19 protein-coding genes are annotated in these 21,155 nt (G+C 73.7%); 2 read left to right on the top strand and 17 right to left on the bottom strand.

All coding sequences use genetic code 11. The features are described 5' to 3' along the window. Positions 1-69 precede the first annotated feature (69 nt). From AB0368_RS32985 to AB0368_RS32915, 15 genes are all read right to left on the bottom strand, one after another. The gene (locus AB0368_RS32985) at positions 70-972 is read right to left on the bottom strand and encodes a site-specific tyrosine recombinase XerD (RefSeq protein ID WP_366157932.1); all 903 of its coding nucleotides are present in this window, start codon (positions 970-972) and stop codon (positions 70-72) included. Between the two features lie 35 nt (positions 973-1,007). After that, positions 1,008-2,123, bottom strand: a complete 1,116-nt coding sequence (gene ald / locus AB0368_RS32980) for an alanine dehydrogenase (RefSeq protein WP_366157931.1) — start codon at positions 2,121-2,123, stop codon at positions 1,008-1,010. 238 nt (positions 2,124-2,361) lie between these two features. Further along, a complete protein-coding gene (locus AB0368_RS32975; RefSeq protein WP_366157930.1) occupies positions 2,362-2,961 on the bottom strand; it encodes an NUDIX hydrolase in 600 nt (199 codons plus the stop codon). After that, positions 2,958-4,682, bottom strand: coding sequence for a CTP synthase (locus tag AB0368_RS32970; protein ID WP_366157929.1), 1,725 nt, complete (start codon positions 4,680-4,682; stop codon positions 2,958-2,960). The genes AB0368_RS32975 and AB0368_RS32970 overlap by 4 nt, the downstream gene beginning before the upstream one ends. A 132-nt stretch (positions 4,683-4,814) precedes the next feature. After that, the gene (locus tag AB0368_RS32965) at positions 4,815-6,953 is read right to left on the bottom strand and encodes a hypothetical protein (RefSeq protein WP_366158010.1); all 2,139 of its coding nucleotides are present in this window, start codon (positions 6,951-6,953) and stop codon (positions 4,815-4,817) included. A 134-nt stretch (positions 6,954-7,087) separates the two neighbouring features. After that, positions 7,088-8,218, bottom strand: a complete 1,131-nt coding sequence (locus tag AB0368_RS32960; RefSeq protein WP_366157928.1) for a glycosyltransferase family 4 protein — start codon at positions 8,216-8,218, stop codon at positions 7,088-7,090. Then, positions 8,215-9,789 carry a lipid II flippase MurJ gene (locus AB0368_RS32955; RefSeq protein WP_366157927.1) on the bottom strand — a complete coding sequence of 525 codons (1,575 nt, stop codon included), beginning with the start codon at positions 9,787-9,789 and terminating at the stop codon, positions 8,215-8,217. Before AB0368_RS32955 ends, AB0368_RS32960 begins: the two co-directional genes overlap by 4 nt. Beyond that, complete coding sequence (locus tag AB0368_RS32950) at positions 9,786-10,646, bottom strand: hypothetical protein (RefSeq protein WP_366157926.1); 861 nt, start codon at positions 10,644-10,646, stop codon at positions 9,786-9,788. Before AB0368_RS32950 ends, AB0368_RS32955 begins: the two co-directional genes overlap by 4 nt. 107 nt (positions 10,647-10,753) lie before the next feature. Beyond that, a complete protein-coding gene (locus AB0368_RS32945; RefSeq protein ID WP_366157925.1) occupies positions 10,754-11,683 on the bottom strand; it encodes a copper transporter in 930 nt (309 codons plus the stop codon). Between the two features lie 15 nt (positions 11,684-11,698). Further along, positions 11,699-12,877, bottom strand: a complete 1,179-nt coding sequence (gene steA, locus AB0368_RS32940) for a putative cytokinetic ring protein SteA (RefSeq protein WP_366157924.1) — start codon at positions 12,875-12,877, stop codon at positions 11,699-11,701. A 74-nt stretch (positions 12,878-12,951) separates the two neighbouring features. Then, positions 12,952-14,700, bottom strand: coding sequence for a DNA repair protein RecN (recN, locus tag AB0368_RS32935; protein WP_366157923.1), 1,749 nt, complete (start codon positions 14,698-14,700; stop codon positions 12,952-12,954). 52 nt (positions 14,701-14,752) lie between these two features. After that, positions 14,753-15,640: an NAD kinase gene (locus AB0368_RS32930; protein WP_366157922.1), complete on the bottom strand. Its 888-nt coding sequence runs from the start codon at positions 15,638-15,640 to the stop codon at positions 14,753-14,755. A 58-nt stretch (positions 15,641-15,698) separates the two neighbouring features. After that, positions 15,699-16,559: a TlyA family RNA methyltransferase gene (locus AB0368_RS32925; RefSeq protein WP_366157921.1), complete on the bottom strand. Its 861-nt coding sequence runs from the start codon at positions 16,557-16,559 to the stop codon at positions 15,699-15,701. Positions 16,560-16,590: 31 nt separating this feature from the next. Beyond that, on the bottom strand, positions 16,591-16,971 hold the full coding sequence (locus tag AB0368_RS32920; RefSeq protein ID WP_366158020.1) for a hypothetical protein: 381 nt from the start codon (positions 16,969-16,971) through the stop codon (positions 16,591-16,593). Beyond that, positions 16,968-17,801 carry a hypothetical protein gene (locus tag AB0368_RS32915; protein ID WP_366157920.1) on the bottom strand — a complete coding sequence of 278 codons (834 nt, stop codon included), beginning with the start codon at positions 17,799-17,801 and terminating at the stop codon, positions 16,968-16,970. Before AB0368_RS32915 ends, AB0368_RS32920 begins: the two co-directional genes overlap by 4 nt. Before the next feature lie 118 nt (positions 17,802-17,919). Between AB0368_RS32915 and AB0368_RS32910 the strand changes: the two genes are divergently transcribed. Next, complete coding sequence (locus tag AB0368_RS32910) at positions 17,920-18,255, top strand: alkyl sulfatase C-terminal domain-containing protein (protein WP_366157919.1); 336 nt, start codon at positions 17,920-17,922, stop codon at positions 18,253-18,255. A gap of 87 nt (positions 18,256-18,342) precedes the next feature. Here AB0368_RS32910 and AB0368_RS32905 read toward each other — a convergent pair whose 3' ends face one another. Beyond that, positions 18,343-19,326, bottom strand: coding sequence for an HAD-IIA family hydrolase (locus tag AB0368_RS32905; protein ID WP_366157918.1), 984 nt, complete (start codon positions 19,324-19,326; stop codon positions 18,343-18,345). Then, positions 19,323-20,378 carry a hypothetical protein gene (locus tag AB0368_RS32900; RefSeq protein WP_366158009.1) on the bottom strand — a complete coding sequence of 352 codons (1,056 nt, stop codon included), beginning with the start codon at positions 20,376-20,378 and terminating at the stop codon, positions 19,323-19,325. Before AB0368_RS32900 ends, AB0368_RS32905 begins: the two co-directional genes overlap by 4 nt. On the opposite strand from AB0368_RS32900, the gene AB0368_RS32895 reads away from it, so the two are divergent. Then, positions 20,283-21,155, top strand: an 873-nt coding sequence (locus tag AB0368_RS32895) for a hypothetical protein (RefSeq protein ID WP_366158019.1), incomplete at its 3' end; no start/stop codon positions are given. The two genes, AB0368_RS32900 and AB0368_RS32895, sit on opposite strands and share 96 nt — an antisense overlap.

Raw genomic sequence — 21,155 nt, 5'->3', positions numbered from 1 at the left:
CGACTGTACGCCACGCAAGCCGTCGATCCGGGGTCACCCGTCGGCGTGTCGTCCACTGGTGCCCAACGCCTAACGAGCGCGCGGGTGCGCGGTGGCGTAGACCTCGCGCAACCGGTCCACTGTCACCAGGGTGTACACCTGAGTGGTGGTCACGGAAGCGTGTCCGAGCAGCTCCTGCACCACTCGCACGTCCGCGCCGCCGTCGAGCAGGTGGGTCGCGTACGAGTGCCGCAGCGTGTGCGGCGACACGGCGTGCGGCCCGTCGACCGGCAGCCCCGCGGCGCCCGCCGCCCGGTGCAGGATCGTCCAGGCGCTCTGCCGCGACAACGCTCCCCCGCGCGCGTTGAGGAACACCTTCGGCGTCCCCTTCCCCGCGGCGATCAGCGCCGGGCGGGCCCGGACGAGGTACGCGTCGAGGGCGGCACGGGCGTACGAGCCGAGCGGCACCAGCCGGGTCCGGCCGCCCTTGCCGTGCAGGGTCACGACCGAGTCGTCGAGGTCGTCGACGGCCAGCCCGACCGCCTCGGAGATCCGCGCGCCGGTGCCGTAGAGGAATTCGAGCAGGGCCCGATCGCGCAGGGCCAGTGGTTCGTCGCCGGTTACCGCGTCCAGGAGCCGGGTCACCTGGTCGACGTCGAGAGCCTTGGGCAGCCGCTTGGGCGGCGCCGGCGGTTTGACGTCGCGGCTGACGTCGTGCGGGGCGAGGCCCTCGCGGGCGGCGAAGCGGTGCAGGCCGCGCACGGCGCTGACCGCCCGCGCGGCCGACGCCGCCGACAGCGCCGGATGCTCCCCGGAACCCTCGCGCAGCTGCCCGAGGTGGCGGGTGAGGTCGGCCGCGGTGACCGCGGCGAGATCGGTGATCCCGGCCGCGGTCAGCGACTCCAGATAGCGGTCCAGGTCCCGCCTGTACGACTCCAGGGTGTTGCGCGACAGGCCGCGCTCGACCGTGAGGTGGTCGAGGTATGTCTGCACGGCCCGCCGCAACACCGTCTTTGCGTCGCGGGCCGCTAGCTGAGCGCGTCGGCCAGCGACAGCGCCTGCATGCCGTGGGCCTCGGCGACCGGTCCGTAGGTAACGTGCCCGGCGTGCGTGTTCAGGCCCAGGGCCAGCGCCGGGTCCGCCATGACCGCGTCGCGCCAGCCGCGGTTGGCCAGCTCGAGCGCGTACGGCAGGGTGACGTTGGTCAGCGCGTACGTGCTGGTGTGCGGCACCGCGCCGGGCATGTTGGCCACGCAGTAGAACATCGACTCGTGGACCTTGTAGACCGGGTCGGCGTGCGTCGTGGGCCGCGAGTCCTCGAAGCAGCCGCCCTGGTCGATGGCGATGTCGACGAGCACGCTGCCCGGCTTCATCCGGGACACCAGCTCGTTGGAGATCAGGTTCGGGGCCTTCGCGCCGGGCACCAGCACCGCACCGATGACCAGGTCCGCGTCGATCACGGCCTTCTCGATCTCGTACGCGTTCGACGCGATCGTCTGCAGGTGACCGCGGTAGTCGGCGTCGGCGGCCCGCAGGCGCGCGATGTTCTTGTCCAGCACCAGCACCTCGGCCTGCATGCCCAGGGCGATCGCCGCCGCGTTCATGCCGGACACGCCGGCGCCGATCACGACGACCTTGGCCTGATAGACGCCGGGGACGCCACCCATCAGCACGCCGCGGCCGCCGCCGGAGCGCATCAGGTGGTAGGAGCCGACCTGGGGCGCGAGCCGGCCGGCGACCTCGGACATCGGGGCCAGCAGCGGCAGCGAGCGGTCGGACAGCTCGACAGTCTCGTACGCGATGCCGGTCACCTTGCGGTCGATCAGTGCGTCGGTGCACTCCTTGGACGCGGCCAGGTGCAGGTAGGTGAAGAGCACCTGCCCCTCGCGCATGCGGGCGTACTCCTCCGCGATCGGCTCCTTGACCTTGAGCACCAGCTCGGCCGTGCCCCAGACGTCGTCGGGGGTGTCGAGGATCGTGGCGCCGGCGGCGACGTAGTCGGCGTCGGTGATCGAGGAGCCGGCGCCCGCGCCGGCCTGCACGTAGACCTCATGGCCCGCGCGGGTGAACTCGAAGACCCCAGCCGGGGTGATCGCCACCCGGAACTCGTTGTTCTTGACTTCGCTCGGAATGCCGACCTTCACGAGTCGACACCGTCCTTTCCGGGAGAGACGTCGATGGCTCATACCCGAGACGGGGCTGCTTCGCAGATTACCGTCCCACCAAGTGGAAGATACTGCCGATCTGGTGCTCGAAGATCAAGAAGTGGCGACCGGCGGACGACCTTTGCCCGCCGGCCCCTTGCCGAGCAGGCCGCCGGACCTTCCCGGCAGCCTGCGTCGGATTCCCGACCTTGACGCCCCCCAGGCTAGCCGCAGGGCGTCAGGCGAGCGGCGGGGTGTCGGCCGGACGCAGCGTGGCCCAGCCATCGTCGCGGGCGCGGGCCGCGCAGAGCAGCCCACCCACCGCGGCCGCGTTGGTGATCTCGCCGCGCAGGACCATCGCCACGGCCTCGTCGAGGTCGACCCAGACGATCTCGATGTCGGCCTCCTCCTCCTGGCGCTGATGCCGCTCGTCGTCCGGCACGGGAGCCAGGTCCCGGGCGATGAAGATGCGGATCGTCTCGGCGCTGAAGCCCGGCGAGGTGTGCAGGTCGACGAGCAGGTCGAAGCGGGCGGCGACGAGGTCCGCCTCCTCGGCCAGCTCCCGCCGGGCGGTGACCACGAGGTCCTCGCCGTGCACGTCGCAGAGGCCGGCGGGCAGCTCCCAGAGCCGCTCGCCGACCGGGTGCCGGTACTGCCTGATGAGCACGACCCGGCCGACCTCGTCGACGGCCACCACGCCGACCGCGTTCTTGTTGACGACCACGTCGCGGTGGGCGGTGCCACCGCCGGACATGGTCACCTCGTCCGTGTAGACGGTGAAGACCGGCCCGGCGTACTTCTCCGTCCGCGACCTCGTCTCGTGCGCGAAGGCCGTCACGATGTGGCGACCGCCGTCTTGTCGCTGTCGGACTCGACCGACGGGGCGACCTCGACCGGCAGCTCGTCGGCGGCCGCGTACGCGACGGCGGCCTTGACGAACGCGGCGAACAGCGGGTGCGCCCGGGTCGGCCGGCTCTTCAGCTCCGGATGCGCCTGGGTGGCCACGAAGAACGGATGCGTCTCGCGGTCCAACTCGATGAACTCGACCAGCCGCCCGTCCGGCGACGTGCCGGAGAACTTCAGGCCGGCCTTGGCCAGCTTGTCCCGGTAGGCGTTGTTGACCTCGTAGCGGTGCCGGTGCCGCTCGGAGATCTCGGTGCTGCCGTACGCCTCGGCCACCACCGAGCCCTCGGTCAGCGCCGCCGGGTAGGCCCCCAGCCGCATGGTGCCGCCCAGGTCGCCCCGGCCCGCCACGATGTCCTGCTGGTCGGCCATGGTCGAGATCACCGGGTACGGCGCCCGCTCGTCGAACTCCAGCGAGTTGGCGCCCTCGAGGTCGGCCATGTTGCGGGCGGCGTCGATCGTCATGCACTGCAGCCCCAGGCAGAGGCCGAGGATCGGGATGCCGTTCTCCCGCGCGTACCGGGAGGTGTTGATCTTTCCCTCGATCCCGCGGATGCCGAAGCCGCCGGGGATGCAGATGCCGTCGACGCCCTTCAGGGCGGCCGCGGCACCGGCCATGGTGTCGCAGTCGTCGCTGGGCACCCAGCGCAGCTGGACCTTCGCCGTGTTGGCGAAGCCGGCGGCCCGGATCGCCTCGCTCACCGACAGGTACGCGTCCGGCAGGTCCACGTACTTGCCGACCAGCGCCACGGTGATCGTGCGGCGCGGGTGGTGCACCCGCTCCAGCAGGTCGTCCCAGGTGGACCAGTCGACGTCGCGGAACGACAGGCCGAGCCGGCGCACCACGTACGCGTCCAGCCCCTCCCGGTGCAGCACCTTGGGGATGTCGTAGATGCTCGGCGCGTCCGGGGCGGCGACCACGGCCTCGCGGTCGACGTCGCAGTAGAGCGAGAGCTTGTGCTTGAGCTTGTCCGGGATCTCCCGGTCACTGCGGCACACGAGCGCGTCCGGCTGGATACCGATGTTGCGCAGCGTGGCGACCGAGTGCTGGGTCGGCTTCGTTTTCAGCTCGCCCGACGGCGCCAGGTACGGCACCAGCGACACGTGCAGGTAGAAGACGTGGTCGCGGCCGATCTCGTGGCGCACCTGGCGGATCGCCTCGAGGAACGGCAGCGACTCCATGTCGCCGACCGTGCCGCCGACCTCGGTGATCACGACGTCCGGGATCCGGCCGAAGTCGTCCGGAGCGGCCATCGCGAAGATGCGCTCCTTGATCTCGTTGGTGATGTGCGGGATGACCTGCACAGTGTCGCCCAGGTATTCGCCGCGGCGCTCCTTGGCGATGACGGCCGAGTAGACCTGGCCGGTGGTCACGTTCGCCTTGCCGGTCAGCGCCCGGTCGAGGAAGCGTTCGTAGTGCCCGACGTCGAGGTCGGTCTCGGCGCCGTCCTCGGTGACGAAGACCTCGCCGTGCTGGAACGGGTTCATCGTTCCCGGGTCGACGTTCAGGTAGGGGTCCAGTTTCTGCATGACGACCCGCAGTCCGCGTGCGGTCAGCAGGTTGCCGAGGCTGGAGGCGGTGAGGCCCTTGCCCAGCGAGGAGGCGACGCCCCCGGTGACGAAGATGTGCCGCGTCTCGCGCACTGTTGGTGCCAAGGCCTGCTCCCGTGGTCGGTCAGTTCGGTCTTGCAGACCGGCGTCGACCATCTTTTCCGATCGCGCCATCCACGGGATTTCACAGTAACACCTACGCCGGCGCGTGCACGTTCGGGCTGCTCGGCGCGCGTGTCAACGGACGATCACGCCCTCGGCGCCGCTTTTGTCCGGCGCCGGGCCGTCGGTGCGGCGCGGGGACAGGCCCGGGCCGCCGGGGCCGTCCGTCTCGCCGTCGGGCCGGGTGCGGTCGGCCGCGTGTTCCAGCACCCGCAGCGTGGTCAGCACGTACAGCGGCACCGCGATCGCGGCGGCCGCCCCGGCGACGGCGAAGGCCGCTCCCCCGAGCACGCCGGCCAGCACGACCGTGACCGTGGTGCCGGCCAGCGCTGCGCGCAGCGCCGGGTGCAGGCCGAAGACCCGGTTGAGGCCGCCCCACGGCGAGAACTGGCTGAACGCGAGGGCCAGCGCACCGACCAGGGCCAGGAGCGTCAGCGGGCTGTCCAGGGCGTGCCCGCCGGCCGTCGCGGCGCGCTGGATGGCCGGGCCCGCGGAGCCGTCGAGCAGCGCGGTCAGGAAGCGCCCGACGCTGCCCTGCTCGAGGGCCGGGCGGCGCAGGTCGAGCACCGCGAAGCCGATCGTCACGGCCAGGCCCGCGACCGTCGCCCAGGCGACGCGCGGGAAGGTGAGCCAGCCGCCGGTGCTGATCGCCGCCGCCACGCACACCCCGGCCGTGACGGCGATCGCCCCGATCGGGTCCGCGCCCAGGTACGGGCTGCCCACCATGATCACCGCGAAGCCGCCGACCAGCACGACGATCACGGGACGCCACGGACGGCGTACCCATTGGGCGGCGCAGCCGGCGACGACCAGCGCGCCCGCCACGAACACGCCGAGCCCGACGCTGCCCACGCCCGCGTACCGGGAGCCCTCGATGGCCGAATACCCGGCGACGCCGTTGAGCTGAAGCTGCGCGCCGGTCAGCAGATCCACGCCGACCACCACGACGGCGGACAACGCGACCACGCCGATCGGCCACAGCGTGCGGTGGTAGCGCGGCGCCGACCGCACCGCCGCCGTGCCGATCGCCGTCAGCAGGAGGGCCAGCAGCGCGAAGACGATGCCCGGGCGCCCGGAGCGCCACCACGGGATCGCGTCCGCCACCAGCGCGGCCGGGATGGCCAGCGCCGCGGCGATCAGCAGCACCTCGACCGCGCGGACGAGCAGGCGGGGGGCCGACGCCGGCCCGGTGGGACCGGCGTGGCGGCGGGCCCGCATCATCAGCGGCACGACGAGCAGGAAGATCGCCAGCTGGACGGCGCCCAGCCCGGTGAAGAACGACCCCGCGAGGCCCAGCTGCGCGCCGGCCCGCTTGTCGGCGTCGTGGTCGCCGAGCACCGACTCGTCCGGCGCCGCCGGGCGTCCCGGCACCGTGCTCGCGGCGCGGCCGGTGAACAGGCGTTCCGGGGCCGGGCGCCCGAGCGAGGTCAGGATCGTGGGCGCGAGGTCGACCAGCTGCAGGTAGCCGTCGCGGCCGGTGCCGGCGGAGGTCAGCCAGCCGCCCTGCCAGCCGGGACCCTCGGCGATGGCCAGGTGCAGCCGGGAGGTCGTGTCGGTGTCCGAGACGCCCGCGACGATCACCAGCGACCGCTCCGGCCGGGCCGCCAGCACCCGGGCCAGGGCCGCGTCGGCCTGCGCCACCCGGTCGCGGCGGGCGGGGCCCGTACCGGTGATCGTGCCCAGGTCGACCATGCTCAGCGCGCACTGGGAGAACAGGCCCTGCGGGTCGTCGGGCAGGGTGGGGGCGTAGCGGTCCACGCGACCGAACGGCCGGGCGGCGGCGACGGCCGCTCCGGGGCCGACGGCGACGGTGCAGCGCACCGACTCCGCGAGTGCGCCCGGCACCGCCCCGTACGGCTGGTTGTCGGCGTTGGCGCGTACCACGCCGCCGAGCTCGGGAAGGTTGGCGCCGATGCCGTCGGGCCGTTCCACGACCGGTGCCAGCGCCGGGCACGGCCCGCTGACCCGCCGGGCGTTCCAGACGGCGTAGTTGCCGGCGCCGAGGGTGAGCCAGCCGTCCGCCGGGCAGGTGGCGTGGTGCGCGGAGCGTACGGACAGCCAGCCGATGGAGCCGCGGGTCGCCTCCTGCCACAGCGCCGGGGTGCGCTGCGGATCGAGGTCGTCCCAGCGCAACCCGGCCGCCCCGGCGACGATGACGTAGTCGGCGGTGTCGCCGGGCACGCCGGTGGCCGGGCGCACCACGAGCCCGGCCAGGCTGGCGGCGGCGGCCAGGACCACCAGCAGGTACGGCACCCAGGCCCGGCCCCGGCGCGACCGCGACGGCGGCGCGGAGTCCGGCCGGCGACCGCGCCGGACCGTGGCGAGCAGTCGGCCCAGCACAGTCGCCTTCACCCCTGGCCCGCCCGGACCGGCGCGACCGACGCGTACGCCGCCAGCACATCGGCGACGGTGTCCTGCTCGGTGGGCCAGCTAGCAGCCTGGCGGGGACCGCGCGCGGCGTAATCCGCACGCCTTGCCGGGTCGGCGAGCATCTCGCGCACGGCCCGGTCGAGGACGTCCACGTCGCCCGGCGGGATGAGCACCGCGGCGTCGCCGACCAGCCCGGGCAGCCCGCCCACCGCGGTGGCGATCAGCGGTACGCCCGCACGCAGCGCCTCCTGGGCGAACAGCTGGCGGGCCTCCCAGTCGCTGGTGACCACGGCGAGATCGGCGCCGGCGAGCAGGTCGGGCACGTCGGTACGGTGCCCGAGCAGGTAGAACTTGGCGTGCAGCTCCGACGCGCGCTGGGCCAGCAGCATGTAGCTGGGTCCGGAGCCCGCGACGACCGTGACCGGCGCCGGGTCCAGGTCGCGCCACCGGGCGGACGCCTCGAGCAGCACGTCGTAGCGCTTCTGCGGGTGCAGGCGGCCGACCGAGACGATCAGCGGCACGTCGGCGGCGACGCGGAACTCGGCTCGTACGGCGGCCCGGCTGCGTTTCGGCGCGGCGGCGACCGGAGCGGCCACCGCCCCGAGGCGGGCCTCGCGCGCGCCGAGCAGCTCCGCGCGCGCCACGAGGTCCTCGGACGCGCCCAGCGTCAGGTCCGCGGAGCGGGCGACGATCCGCTCGACCAGGGCCGAGGCGCTGGCCCGCAGGCCGCGGGCGAGGACGGCGTTGTGCCAGGTCACCACGAGGGGCGCGGCGGGCCGGGAGAGGGCGGCGACGAACGCGGCCCGCAGCCCGTGGGCGTGCACGACGTCGAAGTCCCGCCCGGCCAGGGCGCGCCGCAGCGACCGGATCGCGCCGGAGTCCTGGGGACCGGGGCTGGCCGGGATCTCCACCGCGGCGAAGTCGGCACCGGCGGCGGCGAAGCCGAACAGGTCGTCGGTGGCGGCGGGACCGCAGACCAGCACCCGGCAGCCGGCGGCGAGCAGGCCGCGCACGAGCGAGGAGACGTGCCGGCCGACCCCGCCGGTGCTGGAGCCCAGCACGAGCGCGACCGAACCCTGCCACGGTGCCGCCTGCGCTGCGTCGGTCACGGGCGATGCCTCCTGGTGAACCTCGAGACCAGTGATCGGAGGTCGCGGCGGTCGAACGGGTAGACCACAGCGGCGAACACGACCGCGACCGCGACCCCGCCCAGCATGCCCTGCAGGATGCTCACCCCGGCTCCCGGGGTGCCCGCGGCAGCGTGGCGCACGCCTTCCGTAGTGGCCCATCCGGCGAAGCCGGCCACGACCGCCGCCACGATACCCACGGCGGCCGCCCGCGGCAGTCCGGAAAGCGCCTGCGGGCCCGCGTGGCGGCGAATCGCCAGCACGAGCAGCAGTCCGATGGCCGACATCCCGATCGAGTTCGCGGCGGCGAAGCCGGCGATCTGCCACTGGCCGCCGAGCACGGCGGCGAGGACGACCGCGGTCAGCGCGGCGACCGCCCAGCCGGCGGCGGTGGCGAACGCGGCGGCGACCGTCGCGCCGCGGGCGTACAAGGCGCGGGAGAGCAGCGCGAAGAGGGCGTAGCCGAGCAGCCCGGGAGCGAACGCCACGATGCCCGGCGCGGCGGCGCGGGTCCCGACGAGGTACGCGGCCGGCCACGCGAGCGCTCCCAGGGCCGAGGCGCCGAGACAGGCCAGCAGCACGACCGACCGGGCGGTCCGGGACAGGGCGTCGGCGTAGGCCTCGTCGTCGCCCCGCGCCACGGCCCCGGCCAGCCGCGGGTAGACGGCGGTGGCCAGCGGCACCGCCAGCACCGCCCAGGGCAGCAGGAAGACGGTCTGCGCCGCCAGGTAGTCCGTCAGCGGCCCCTTGGCGGCCAGCATGACGACCACCAGCACCATGACCTGCTGGGATCCGACGGTGACCGCCCCGGCCCAGCCCAGCCGCAGGGCGTGGCGTCCCTCGTCGCCGGGGAAGCGGTAGCCCGGCCGCAGCCGCAGGCGCAGCTTGCGCAGGGGGATCAGCAGGCACAGCGCCAGCACGACCACGCCCAGGGTGGTGCCGCCGGCCAGGATCAGCTCGCCGGTGGGGCTGAGGCCGGCGACGTCGCTGCGGGCCCCGTCGGCGACGGCATAGCCGAGGTACGCGCTCATCACCGTCACGCTGGACAGCAGCGGCGCGATGACCGGCCAGGCGAAGCGGTGGTGGGCCTGCAGCACCCCGGTCAGCACGATGCCGATGCCGTACAGCGGCAGCTGGGGGGCGAAGATCCGCAGCATGCGCGCGGCGACGTGCTGGTCCGCGGCGGGAAGGTCGAACAGTCCGGCGATGGGCCCGGCGAGCACGGCGACCAGCACGGCCAGCGGCACCAGCAGCGTCAGCACCCAGGTGAGCAGCGCCGACGCGACAGCTCCGACCCGCTCGCGGTCCTCCGCCTCGACCGCCCCGGCGATCAGCGGCACCACGAGGCCGGCCAGGGCGCCCCCGGCGACCACCTCGAAGATGATGTTCGGGATGACGTTGGCGGCGTTGTACGCGTTGGCGAGCCCGTGGTGGCCGACCGTACGCAGGAAGACGAAGGTGCGCCCGAAGCCGGCGATCCGGGACAGGATCGTCAGCACGGTGATGACGGCGGCGGCCCCGGCCACCCCCGCGCGGGTGCGGGCCGAGGTCACGGAGCCGGGCGGCGGCCGAGCGCGTCCAGCTCGCGCAGCCCGGGCGTGTCCTGGATGACCTTGGTGAAGCTGACCTTCTCGCTGGCGGCGGTCAGCCCGGCGAGTACGGCGAGGGCCAGCGCGCGCCCGGCGGGCCCGGTCTTCGCCGCGAGGGCCACGCCGAGCAGGGCGCCGAGGGCGTTGGCCCCGGCGTCACCGAGCATGATCTCCTCGCCGAGGTCGGCGGGCAGCAGCGCCGCGCTCGCGCCGAGCGTTCCGGCGGTCAGCGCGCCGCCGCGGCCGGCGACGAGCGGCGTACCGATGATCGTGGCGGCCTTGATCGCCCGGCCGGGGCGCAGGTCGAGCAGGTTGAGCAGGTTGGCCGTGCCGGCGATGACCCCCGCGCCGAGCAACACGTCGGTGGCGCGGCGCACCGCGCCCGAGTCCTGGCGGCGCCGGTGAGCGCGCACCCCGGCATCGCGCGAGAGCAGCGCCGAGGCGGCGAGGCCGGCGGCACCCACCCCGGCGATCTTGACGAGGCCGCTGGTGACCCGTCCCTCCCGGAGAGCACCGAGGTGGCCGCGGAAACCCTTGGCCTTCTGCTCCGGCCGGTTGCCGACGACGTCGTCGTAGAGGCCCACCGCTCCGGAGGTGGCGCCGGCCGCGATCGCGGCCGCGGTGGTGGCCACCGTCGGTGCGCCCACCGCGGCGGCCAGGGTGGCGCCGGCCGCGAGGGCCGGGCCGCCGGCGAGGCTGACCGTACGGCCGTGGAAGTTGGTGCGCTCCAGGACGCCGGCGTGCGGGTCGCGGCGGATCCAGGTCAGCGCCGCGCGGGCGGCCAGCGCGCCGAGGCCGGACGACTTCACCCTGCTGGCCATGCGTCTGCTCTCCTGACTCACCGGGGACCGCCCCCTCGGTGGCCGACCGCCGAGTCTAGGGGCTGGCCGCCTCCCGAGCACGGACGCGTCCGCCGGGGCGCGCCGGATCAGCCGGCGGCTTTGGGCACCTGCGAGGAGGCGCCGGCCGACAGACCGTACTGGCCGACCTTGCCGGCCACCACCCGCTCGACCACGGTCAGTGCGGTCGCCAGCTGACCCTGCGTCGTGGTCACGTTGTCCACCGTGGAGACGTCCTGGACCAGCTTCGGGTCCCCGCGCACCTCCGAGACGAGGTTGCCCTCGCCGATGCCGTTCCCGGCCACCACCACCGGCTTCACGGTCGCGAACTGGCTGGTGAGGGTGACCGCGTTCTGGTTCTTCTTGCCCGCGTCCCGGTCGACCGGCGGCAGACCCGACACGACGACCGCGGCCTCCGCGCCCGGCGCCATCTCATCGGAAACCCCGACATAACCCGGTTCCGTGTACGCGGTGAGCACCGCCGTCAGATCCTGCGCGGCGACCGCCGGCGCCTTCTCCAGCAGCGCGCGGGCCAGCAGGGCGCTGGAGGTCTCCACGCCGTCGCTGTTGAGCGGCAGACCGTCGACGGACACGGTCGGCTGCGACGCCCGCTCGGCGAGGCCGAGAAGCTCCACGGAGTTGGCCGGGTCGAAGAACTTGTCCTGCACCGTCACCTGACCGGTGATCGTGGCGCCGGCGACCTTCAGCATGGACGTCACGCCGTCGGCGTAGTCCTTGCCGCTGGGCAGCACCACGACCACGAGCTTGCGGCCGGTGAGCTTGCCGTTGAGCAGCGCCGGGGAGAGCTCGGTGGCGAACTCCTGGGTACGGCCGAGCTCCTCGCGGTACTGGTTGGCCTGCTCGCGGTAGTTGCCGTTGTCCTTGCTCAGCGCGTCGACGCGGTCCTTGAGGGTGTCGACCACCGGCCCGTTGAGGGCGGCGGTGCCCACCACCAGCCCGATGGCGAGGGCGAGGAAGACCGCGGTGAGCGACACCACGTGGTACCGGAAGTTGATCACGCCAAAATGCCTCTGCTAGAAGAGCTGTCCTAATTGGAAGACCAGATTGTCCCACCACTCGGACACCACGGCGAGGTACGCCTGACCGACGGTCGACACCGCCACGGCGGAGGCCATCGCCGCGACCGCGGACAGCACGAGCAGCAGCAGCGACGACCCGGAGATGTTCTGCTTGTAGAGCCGGCTGACGCCCTTGGCGTCGACCAGCTTGCCGCCCACCTTGAGCCGGGTGAGGAAGGTCGATGCCATACCGCCGCGGCCCTTGTCCAGGAACTCGACCAGGTTGGCATGCGTGCCGACGGCGACGATGAGCGAGGCGCCCTTCTCGTCGGCGAGCAGCATCGCGAGGTCCTCGCTGGTGGCGGCGGCCGGGAACGTGGTGGCCTGCACCCCCAGCCCGTGCACCCGGGCGAGTCCGGGCGCCCGGCCGTCCGGGTACGCGTGCACGATCACCTCGGCGCCGCAGCGCAGCACGTCGTCGGTGACCGAGTCCATGTCCCCGATGATCATGTCGGGGGTGTAGCCGGACTCCACCAGGGCGTCGGCACCGCCGTCGACGCCGATCAGGACCGGCTTGAACTCCCGGATGTACGGCCGCAGCACGTCCAGGTCGGCCTTGTAGTCGTAGCCACGCACCACGATGAGCACGTGCCGCCCGGCGACCCGGGTCTCGACGTCGGGCACGCCGACGCCGTCCAGCAACAGGTCGCGCTCCTGCTTGAGGTAGTCCATGGTGTTGGCGGCGAACGCCTCGAGCTGCACCGACAGCCCCTCGCGGGCGTCGGCCATCGCCGCGGCGACGGTCTGGGCGTTCTGCCGGATGCCGGTGGCCACGGGCTCGCCGTCGAGCAGCACCGTGTCGTTGTCCAGGCTGACGACGACGCCCTCGCTGAGCCGGTCGAAGACCTCCTCGCCGAGGTTGTCGATCAGCACGATGCCGGCCTGGACCAGCACCTCGGGGCCGAGGTTGGGGTAGCGCCCGGAGATCGACGGCTTGGCGTTCAGCACGGCGGCGACGCCGACCGCGACCAGCGAGTCGGCGGCCACCCGGTCGATGTCGACGTGGTCGATGACGGCGATGTCACCGGGGCGCAGCCGCCCGACCAGGCGCTTGGTCCGGCGGTCGAGACGAGCGGTGCCGGAAACAGCCCCGGGTTCGACGCTCCGGGTCCGGCGCAAGGTGGGAAGTCGCATCCCGGCCATCCTGACACGCCCGATCGAGCGGTTCGCACCCGACATGCACAAGGTCACCCCCGGAAAGGGGCATTTCACCCGCCGCGCTTCTCCCGTTCGGCCACCGCCAGCAGCTCCTCGGCGTGCGCGATGCCCAGGTCGGAGTCGGGCAGCCCGGCCAGCATGCGGGCCAGCTCACGGGCCCGCTCGGTCTCCTCGACGATCTTGACGCCGCTGGTGGTGATCGCCCCACCGGTGTCCTTGGCGACCACCAGGTGCCGGTCGGCGAAGGCGGCCACCTGCGGCAGGTGGGTGACGACCAGGACCTGATGGGTACGCGCGAGCCGGGCCAGCCGCCGCCCGATCTCGACCGCCGCCTGACCGCCCACACCGGCGTCGACCTCGTCGAAGACCAGCGTCGGCGGGCCGCCCGCGCCGGCGAACACCACCTCGATGGCCAGCATGACCCGCGACAGCTCACCGCCGGAGGCGCCCTTCTGCAGCGGCAGCGCCGGAGCCCCGGGGTGCGCGATCAGGCGCAGCTCGATGTCGTCGGCGCCGTCCGGGCCGGCCGCGAGGCCGTGGATCACCGGCTCGTCCCGCCCGGCGCTGCGCGGCAACACCACGATCTCCACCCGCGCGTGCGGCATGGCCAGACCGGCCAGCTCGACGCTGACCTGCGCGGCGAAGCGCCCGGCGGCGTCGGTGCGGGCCGCGGTGAGCCGCCCGGCCAGCTCGGCGACCTGCCCGGCGAGGCGCAGCCGCTCCTTGTCGAGCTCCTCGAGCAGCTCGTCGGAGGTGTCCAGCGCGGCGAGCCGGGAACGGGCATGGTCGGCCCACGCAATGACGCCGTCGATGTCGTCCGCGTACTTACGGGTCAGCGCTCGCAGCGCGGCCCGCCGTTCGTAGATCGCCTCCAGCCGGGCCGGGTCCGCGTCCAGCTGGTCCAGATACGCCGAGAGCTCGGCGGAGACGTCGCCCATCAGGGTGGCCGCCTCCTCCAACCGCGCCGCGAGCTCGCCCAGCGCCGGATCCACGCCGGTCTGCGCCTCGAGCGTGCGCCGGGCCGTGCCCAGCAGCTGGGTGGCGTCCGGGGCCTCGTCGGCCGCCTCGACGCCGCCGGCCAGCGCCTGCGCCGCGAGCGCCGCGGCCGTGCGCAGCCCCTCGGCGTGCTCGAGCCGCTGGAGCTCGGTGCGCAGCTCGTCGTCCTCCCCCGGCTGGGGGTCGACCCGGCTGATCTCGTCCAGGCCGAGCTTCAGCAGGTCGGCCTCCTGGCTGCGCTCGCGCGCGTTGCGCCGGCGGCCGGCCAGGTCGTCGACCACGGTGCGCCACTGCGTGTAGGCCTGGCGGTAGGTCTCCAGCAGCTTCTCGTGCTCCGGGCCGGCGTAGCGGTCCAGCGCGGCACGCTGCTCGGCCGGGCGCAGCAGGCGCAGCTGGTCGGATTGCCCGTGCACCGCGACGACCTGCTCGCCGACCTCGCTGAGCATCGCCACCGGCATGCTGCGTCCCCCGACGTGCGCCCGCGACCGCCCCTCGATCGTCACCGTGCGACTGAGCAGCACGGACCCGTCGTCGTCGACCTCCGCGCCCGCGTCGGTGATGCGCGTCTGCACCGTGTCGGCCAGCGGACCCTCGAGCCGCAGCCGGCCCTCGACGATCGCGCGGCCGGGATCGGCACGCACCCGCCCGGCGTCGGCCCGGCCGCCGAAGAGCAGCCCGAGCCCGGTCACCACCATCGTCTTGCCCGCGCCGGTCTCACCGGTGATGGCGTTCATGCCCGTGGTCAGCCGCAGCGTCGTGTCGTCGATGACGCCCAGCCCGGTGATCCGCAGTTCCTCCAGCACAGGGCGAACAGTATCGGTGCCCCCCGACAATTGCCCACTGGCCCCACGCTCATCAGCGTCGATTACCTCGCCAGCCTTCCACCGGCAGGGCGAACTTCGCCACGAGAGTGTCGGTGAACGGCGTCGGCTTGAGCCGCACGATCCGCACCGGAAGCTGCCCGCGCTCGACCGTCACCTGAGCACCCGGCGGCAGGTCCCACGTCCGGCGCCCGTCGCAGCAGAGCACGGCGAACGACGTGTACGGGTCCACGGTCAGCACGAAGGTCGACGTCGGCGCGGTGACGATCGGCTTGCTGAACAACGCGTGCGCGCTGATCGGCACCAGCAGCAGCGCCTCGACCTCGGGCCACACCACGGGCCCGCCGGCGGAGAACGCGTACGCCGTGGAGCCGGTCGGTGTGGCACACACGACACCGTCACAGCCGTAGCGCGACAGCGGCCGCCCGTCGACGTCGACGAGCAGCTCGAGCATCTGCGCCCGCTGCCCCTTCTCGACACTGACCTCGTTGAGCGCCCACGAGTCGGCGATGAGCCGGCCGTCGTACTCGGCGCGTACGTCGAGGGTGAGCCGCTCGTCCACGGTGTAGTCGCCGGCGACGATGTCCCGCACGGTCTGGTCGATGTTCTGCAGCTCCGCCTCGGCGAGGAAGCCGACCTTGCCGAGGTTGATGCCGAGCAGCGGCGCCTTCGCCGGCCGGGCCAGCTCGGCGGCGCGCAGGAACGTGCCGTCCCCGCCGAGCGCGAACACGATCTCCACGCCCTCGGCCGCGGACAGCCCGTGCACCGGGGTGACGCCGGGCGGCAGCTCCAGGTCGTCGACCTCCTCGGCGATGACCCGCACCTCGAAGCCGGCCGCCACCAGGTCCCGGGCGACGGTCTGCGCGTGCTGCGTGCTCTGCCGCCGGCCGGTGTGGGTCACCAGGAGCGCGGAGCGGGTCATGCCACGCTCTCCGGCATACGCTCGCCGGCCAAGCCGGCCGCGGCCAACGTGCACGCGGTCATGTTTCCTCCAACGGGGACGAATCCGGCGTCTGTGCCGGCCCGCCGGAGGCTACCGCGCCGGACGGGCCGGCGGCGACCACAGCGTGTACCCGCGCGGCGTCGGCGAGTGGCGCGCCACGACGGAACCACACGAAGAACTCCACATTGCCACTGGGCCCCGGCAGCGGGCTGGCCGCCACCGACACGACCCCGAGCCCCTGCTCGGCGGCGGCCGCCGCGACGTCCAGAACCGCCTCGGCGCGCAGCTGCGGATCGCGGACCACCCCGCCGGAGCCGACACGTTCCTTGCCCACCTCGAACTGAGGTTTCACCATGAGCGCCAAATCCCCGTCCGATGCGGTGCACACGCTCAGGGCTGGCAGCACCAGTCGCAGGGAGATGAACGACAGGTCCGCCACGGTCAGCGCCACAGGACCGCTGAGCATGGCCGGGGTCAGCGTCCGCACATTCGTCCGCTCCATCACCGTGACCCGCTCATCGGTACGCAGCGGCCAGGCGAGCTGACCGTAGCCGACGTCGACGGCGTACACGTGGGCGGCGCCCTCGCGCAGCAGCACGTCGGTGAAGCCGCCGGTGGAGGCGCCCGCGTCCAGGCACCGCCGGCCCTTCACCACCAGTTCCGGGAACGCCCGCAGCGCCCCGGCGAGCTTGTGACTGCCGCGGGAAACGTACTCGTCGGCGGGATCTTCGCCGGTCACCACCACCGGGTCCGCCGGGTCGATCATCGTCGCGACCTTGGCCGCCACGACGCCCCGGACCAGGACCCGGCCGGCCGCGACGAGCGCGGCGCCCTGCTCCCGGGACCGGGCCAGCTTGCGACGGACCAGTTCGGCGTCCAGTCGCGCGCGACGGGCCATCAGTGCACAACCTTCTCGCGGGTACGGCTCATCAACGGTCGATGCTCGCCAGGGTCTCCTGGAGCACCTGATGCGCGGCCTCGTACTCGGCGATCTGGTCGGCGGGGGCGAGCGTCGCGGCGTTGGCCAGCGCCTGCAGCACGGCGTCCACGGCCGGGTGACCCGTCTTCTCCGAGCCGTCGAGCAGGCCCGGCGTCGTCTCCACCCGCGGCGGCTGCACGGCCTGATGCCCCGGCGGCTGCGCGGCGTGATGCCCCGGCGGCTGCGCGGCGTGATGCCCCGGCGGCTGCGCGGCGTGATGCCCCGGCGGCTGCGCGGCTTGTTGTCCCGGCGGTTGTGCCGGCGGCGGGCCGGGCCGGAAGCCGCCGGGCGGCGGGCCCGGGCGCGGCGGTTGCTGATTCGGGTACGTCACGGGGCGACCTCCGGCGTCGAGGTGTCCGCGCCGGCCGCGTTCTCGGCCGGCGTGCTCTTCGCGGGGGTGGTCTTCTTCGCGGCCGTCTTCTTGGCGCCCACGTTCTTGGTAGCCGCCTTCTTCGCCGGCGTCGGCAGCACCGTCTCAGCGGCGGCAGCCTTCACCGATGCATTGGGCGCTGCGACGGTCCCGGCCGGCGCGGTGGGCGTACCGGCACTTCCGGCGGGCTCGCCGCCCGGCGTGGCGGTCTTGCGCGCGGCCTTGGCGGCCTTCGTGGCCTTGGCGGGCACGGCCTTGCCGGGCGCCGCCTTCGCCGGCCCGGTGGTCGCCGGGGTGACCTTCTTCGCCGCCTTGCGCGGCGGCGTAGCGGTGGTGGCGGCCGCCGGCATCGCGTTCGGCGTGGCGGGTTTGGCCGCCTTCTTCGCCACCGCCTTCTTCACCACGGCCTTCTTCGCGGGCGCCTCGACCGACACGGGACCGGGCTCGGCCAGGGTCAGGTCCCCGGCCGCCTCGCCGCCGGCCGCGTTCGCCCGCGCCAACCGCAGCTCCTTCTCCAGGTCGCGGACGCGGGTGGTGAGGTCGGAAACCTCCTCGGCGGTGGCCAGCCCGACCAGCCCGAGCGCCCGATCCACCTCGTAGCGCACCAGGTTGGTCAGCGCCTGACGGTTGGCCATGCCCGTGGACATCAGGTCCTCGACCAGGCCCTGCAGCTGACCGGCGGTCGCGCCACCCTTGTTCAGCAGCTCGCCCGCGACCTTCTGGGCCCTCTTGCGCGGTGCCTCCGTCAACCCGAGCGCCATCTCCAGATACGCCCGCCATGCGTCCTGCATGAGCCTCTCCCTTCGCGCTCGCGCCACGATCGTGCTGGTGTCACGCTACCGGGCATACCCGGCACGCCCGTCGGGTACCGTGCGGAACGTCGCCGGGTGTCGCGGAAGGAGTGCCGTAGTGGCCAGCGTGGACGAGTGCCGTCAGGCGTTGCAGGGGCTGGCGGCTCGGCTCGATGCCAACGCCGAGACCCGCGGCAAGCTGGATCTGGACCGTACGCTCGCCTGTCGCGTGCCCGACCTGGGCACCGCCTTCCACGGCCGGCTCACCGGCGGCCGCCTGATCGACATCGCCGACGGCGACGACCCGAAGGCGAAGATCGCCCTGACCGCGAACAGCGACGACCTCGTGGCCCTGGTGAGCGGCCGGCTGGACGTCACCCGGGCGATCGCCGCCCGGCAGGTGTCGGTCAAGGCCAACCCGTTCGACCTGCTCAAACTCCGCAAGCTGCTGTAGAGCGCAGGCCGCAGGCCGCGCTGATCAGCGCGGCCTGCTCCAGCGGGTCCTGGCCCCTGCTCCGCGAGCGAGGCCAGGCCCGGGCGGTCAGCCGAGCCACTCCCCGAGCAGCTTGCCCGCCTCGTCCGAACCCGCCTGCGGCTTCCCGCCGTCCCACACGAACCCGGTGAGCAGACGCAGCGCGTCCACCTCAGCCCCGGCCCCGGAAAGCCGTCCTTCCGCCAGCTTCCAGCCACCCAGCTCCGTGGCGCCGGCGGGCACGCGGGCCGCCTCGGCCGGACCGAAGAGCCCGGACAGGTCGGCAGCCACGTACGCCGGCCGCCGCGACGGCGGGGCGGCGAGCAGGTCGGCCGGCCCGCTGACTCCGGTCAGGACGAGAAGGCTGTCCATGCCGGCGCCGACCGCACCCTCGATGTCGGTGTCGAGCCGGTCGCCGACCACCAGTGGACGCCGGGAACCCGACTGCGACGCCGCGGTCTCGAACAGCGCCGGGGCGGGCTTGCCCACCACCACGTCCGGCTCCCGGTTCAGCGCCGTACGCAGCACCGACACCAGCGAGCCGTTGCCGGGCAGCGGCCCGCGCGGGCTGGGCAGCGTCCGGTCGGTGTTGGTCGCCATCCACAGCGCGCCCGCCCGCACAGCGAGCGACGCCTCGGCGAGGATTTTCCAGCCGACGTCCGGCCCGTAGCCCTGCACGACGGCCGCCGGTTCGTCGTCGAGGCGCTCGACCGGTGTAAGGCCGGCGTCGCGTACCTCGGCCCGCAACGCCTCAGCCCCGACCACCAGAACCGGAGCCCCGGCCGGCAGCCGTTCGGCGAGCATCGCGGCGGCGGCGCCGGCCGAGGTCAGCACCTCGCCGGCGGCCGCCGGGACACCCATGCCGGTGAGCAGCGCCGCCACGTCCCCCGCACGCCGGGAGGCGTTGTTCGTCGCGTACGCCACAGCCGTACCGGCAGCCCGCAAACGCTCGACGGCCTCGGCGGCGCCGTCGATCGGCTTGTCGATCAGATAGATGACCCCGTCCAGGTCGAAGATGACGAGGTCGTACCCGTCGGCCAGGGCATCGCTCACGCCTGGTCCCCCATCGCGCGCGGCTCCCGGTCGTCGTCCTCGCCGGTCTCGTCGTCGCCGTCGTCCGGCAGCCCGGCGGTGAACTCGTCACCGCCGCCCTTGCCGTCCTCGGCCGCGTCGATCCCGGCGTCGACGTCGATGTCCTCGCCGTCGGCGGGCTCATCGTCGGCGGGCTCATCGTCGTCGTCGAGCCTGTCACGGAGCTCGTCCCGGTCCTCGTCCTCGTCGTCGAGTCCATCGGCACCGAGCTCGTCCCGGTCCTCGTCGTCCTCGTCGTCGTCGCCGTGGTCCACGTCGTCGTCGAGGAACGCCTCCCGGCGGTAGGCCGCGTCGTCCTCGTCGTCCTGGTCCTCGCCGTCGACGTCCGCGTCGTCGTCCTCGTCGTCGAGATCCGCGCCGCTCTGCGCCGCGCCGGCCGGGCCGTCCTCATCCTCGTCGTCGTCACCCTCGATGGTGACCCCGTCGAGCTCCAGCAGCCGCTCGGCCGCATCCGTCAGGTCGTCCTCGTCGACGGCCGCGGCCCGCGAGAACCACTCCCGCGCCTCGTCCCGGCGACCAGCGGCGAGCAGGGCGTCGGCGTACGCGTACCGAAGCCGCGCCGCCCACTCCGCGTCGTCCTCCGACGTGAGCTCCTTGACCTGCAGCATCGCCACGGCCGCATCGTGCTGGCCGAGGTCACCCCGCGCGCCGGCCGCCACGATCAGCAGCTCGATCGCACCGGCCTTGTCGAGCGTCTCCCGGTCGGCACCACGGAAGAGATCGATCGCCCGTTCCGGGCGCCCCAAGGCCCGCTCACAGTCGGCCAGCTCAGCCAGGTGGGTCTGCCGCCCGGTCATCCGATGGTACGTCCGCAGCTCAGCGATAGCGGTCGTCCAGTCCCCCGCGGCGTATGCGGCCAGCCCGACGGCCTCCCGCACCACGGCGATCCGGGACGCCAGCCGCCGAGCCGCGATAGCGTGCTGCAACGCCAGCTCGGAATCCTCGTCAATGATCGTCCCGGCAGCGACCAGGTGCCGCGCAACCCGGTCAGCGGTGTCCCGCGACAGGCTCAGCAGCTCGGAGCGAACCTCCTTGTCGAGGTCGGTAGCAACGACCTCCTCAGGGATCTCGGGCGCCTGGAACGCGGGCAGCGCGTCCCGCCGGTCCTGCGACCCCCGGTCCTCCCGCGACTCACGGTCGTCCCGGAAGCCGCGGTCCTCACGCGGTCCCCGGTCATCCCGGAACCCGCGATCCTCACGCGGTCCCCGGTCGTCACGGAAGCCCTCGCGGGGTCCACGGTCACTACGAGGTCCACGGTCATCGCGGGGACCACGATCATCGCGGGGACCACGGTCGTCGCGCGGTCCACGGTCGTCGCGCAGTCCACGGAAACCGCCGTCACGAGGCCCGCGGTCACCACCGGGACCACGGTCGTCGCGCGGTCCACGGAAACCGCCGTCACGTGCTCCCCGGTCGCCCTGCGGCCGGTCGCCGGAGGGCCGGTCGCTACGGAAGCCCCCACTGCGAGCGCCGGGACGGTCGCCCCGGAAGCCGCCGGATCCACCCTGGAAGCTGCTCCGCGGTCCGCCCTCGGTCCGGTCGCCGCCCCGGAACCCGCCACGGTCGCCGCCACCTTGGTAGCCACCACGGTCGCGGTCGCCGCCACCCTGATAGCCGCCACGGTCGCGGTCGCCGCCCCGGAAGCCGCCGCGGTCGCCGCCACCCTGATAGCCGCCACGGTCGCGGTCGCCGCCCCGGAAGCCGCCGCGGTCGCCGCCACCCTGATATCCACCACGGTCGCCGCCACCGGTACGCGGAGCGCCACCCTGATAGCCGCCACGGTCACGGTC

It is taken from the genome of Actinoplanes sp. NPDC051475 (assembly GCF_040689425.1).
GTDB lineage: Bacteria > Actinomycetota > Actinomycetes > Mycobacteriales > Micromonosporaceae > Actinoplanes.
Note: the sequence above shows the minus strand (reverse complement) of the source record. Positions and strands in the feature narration are given on the sequence as shown.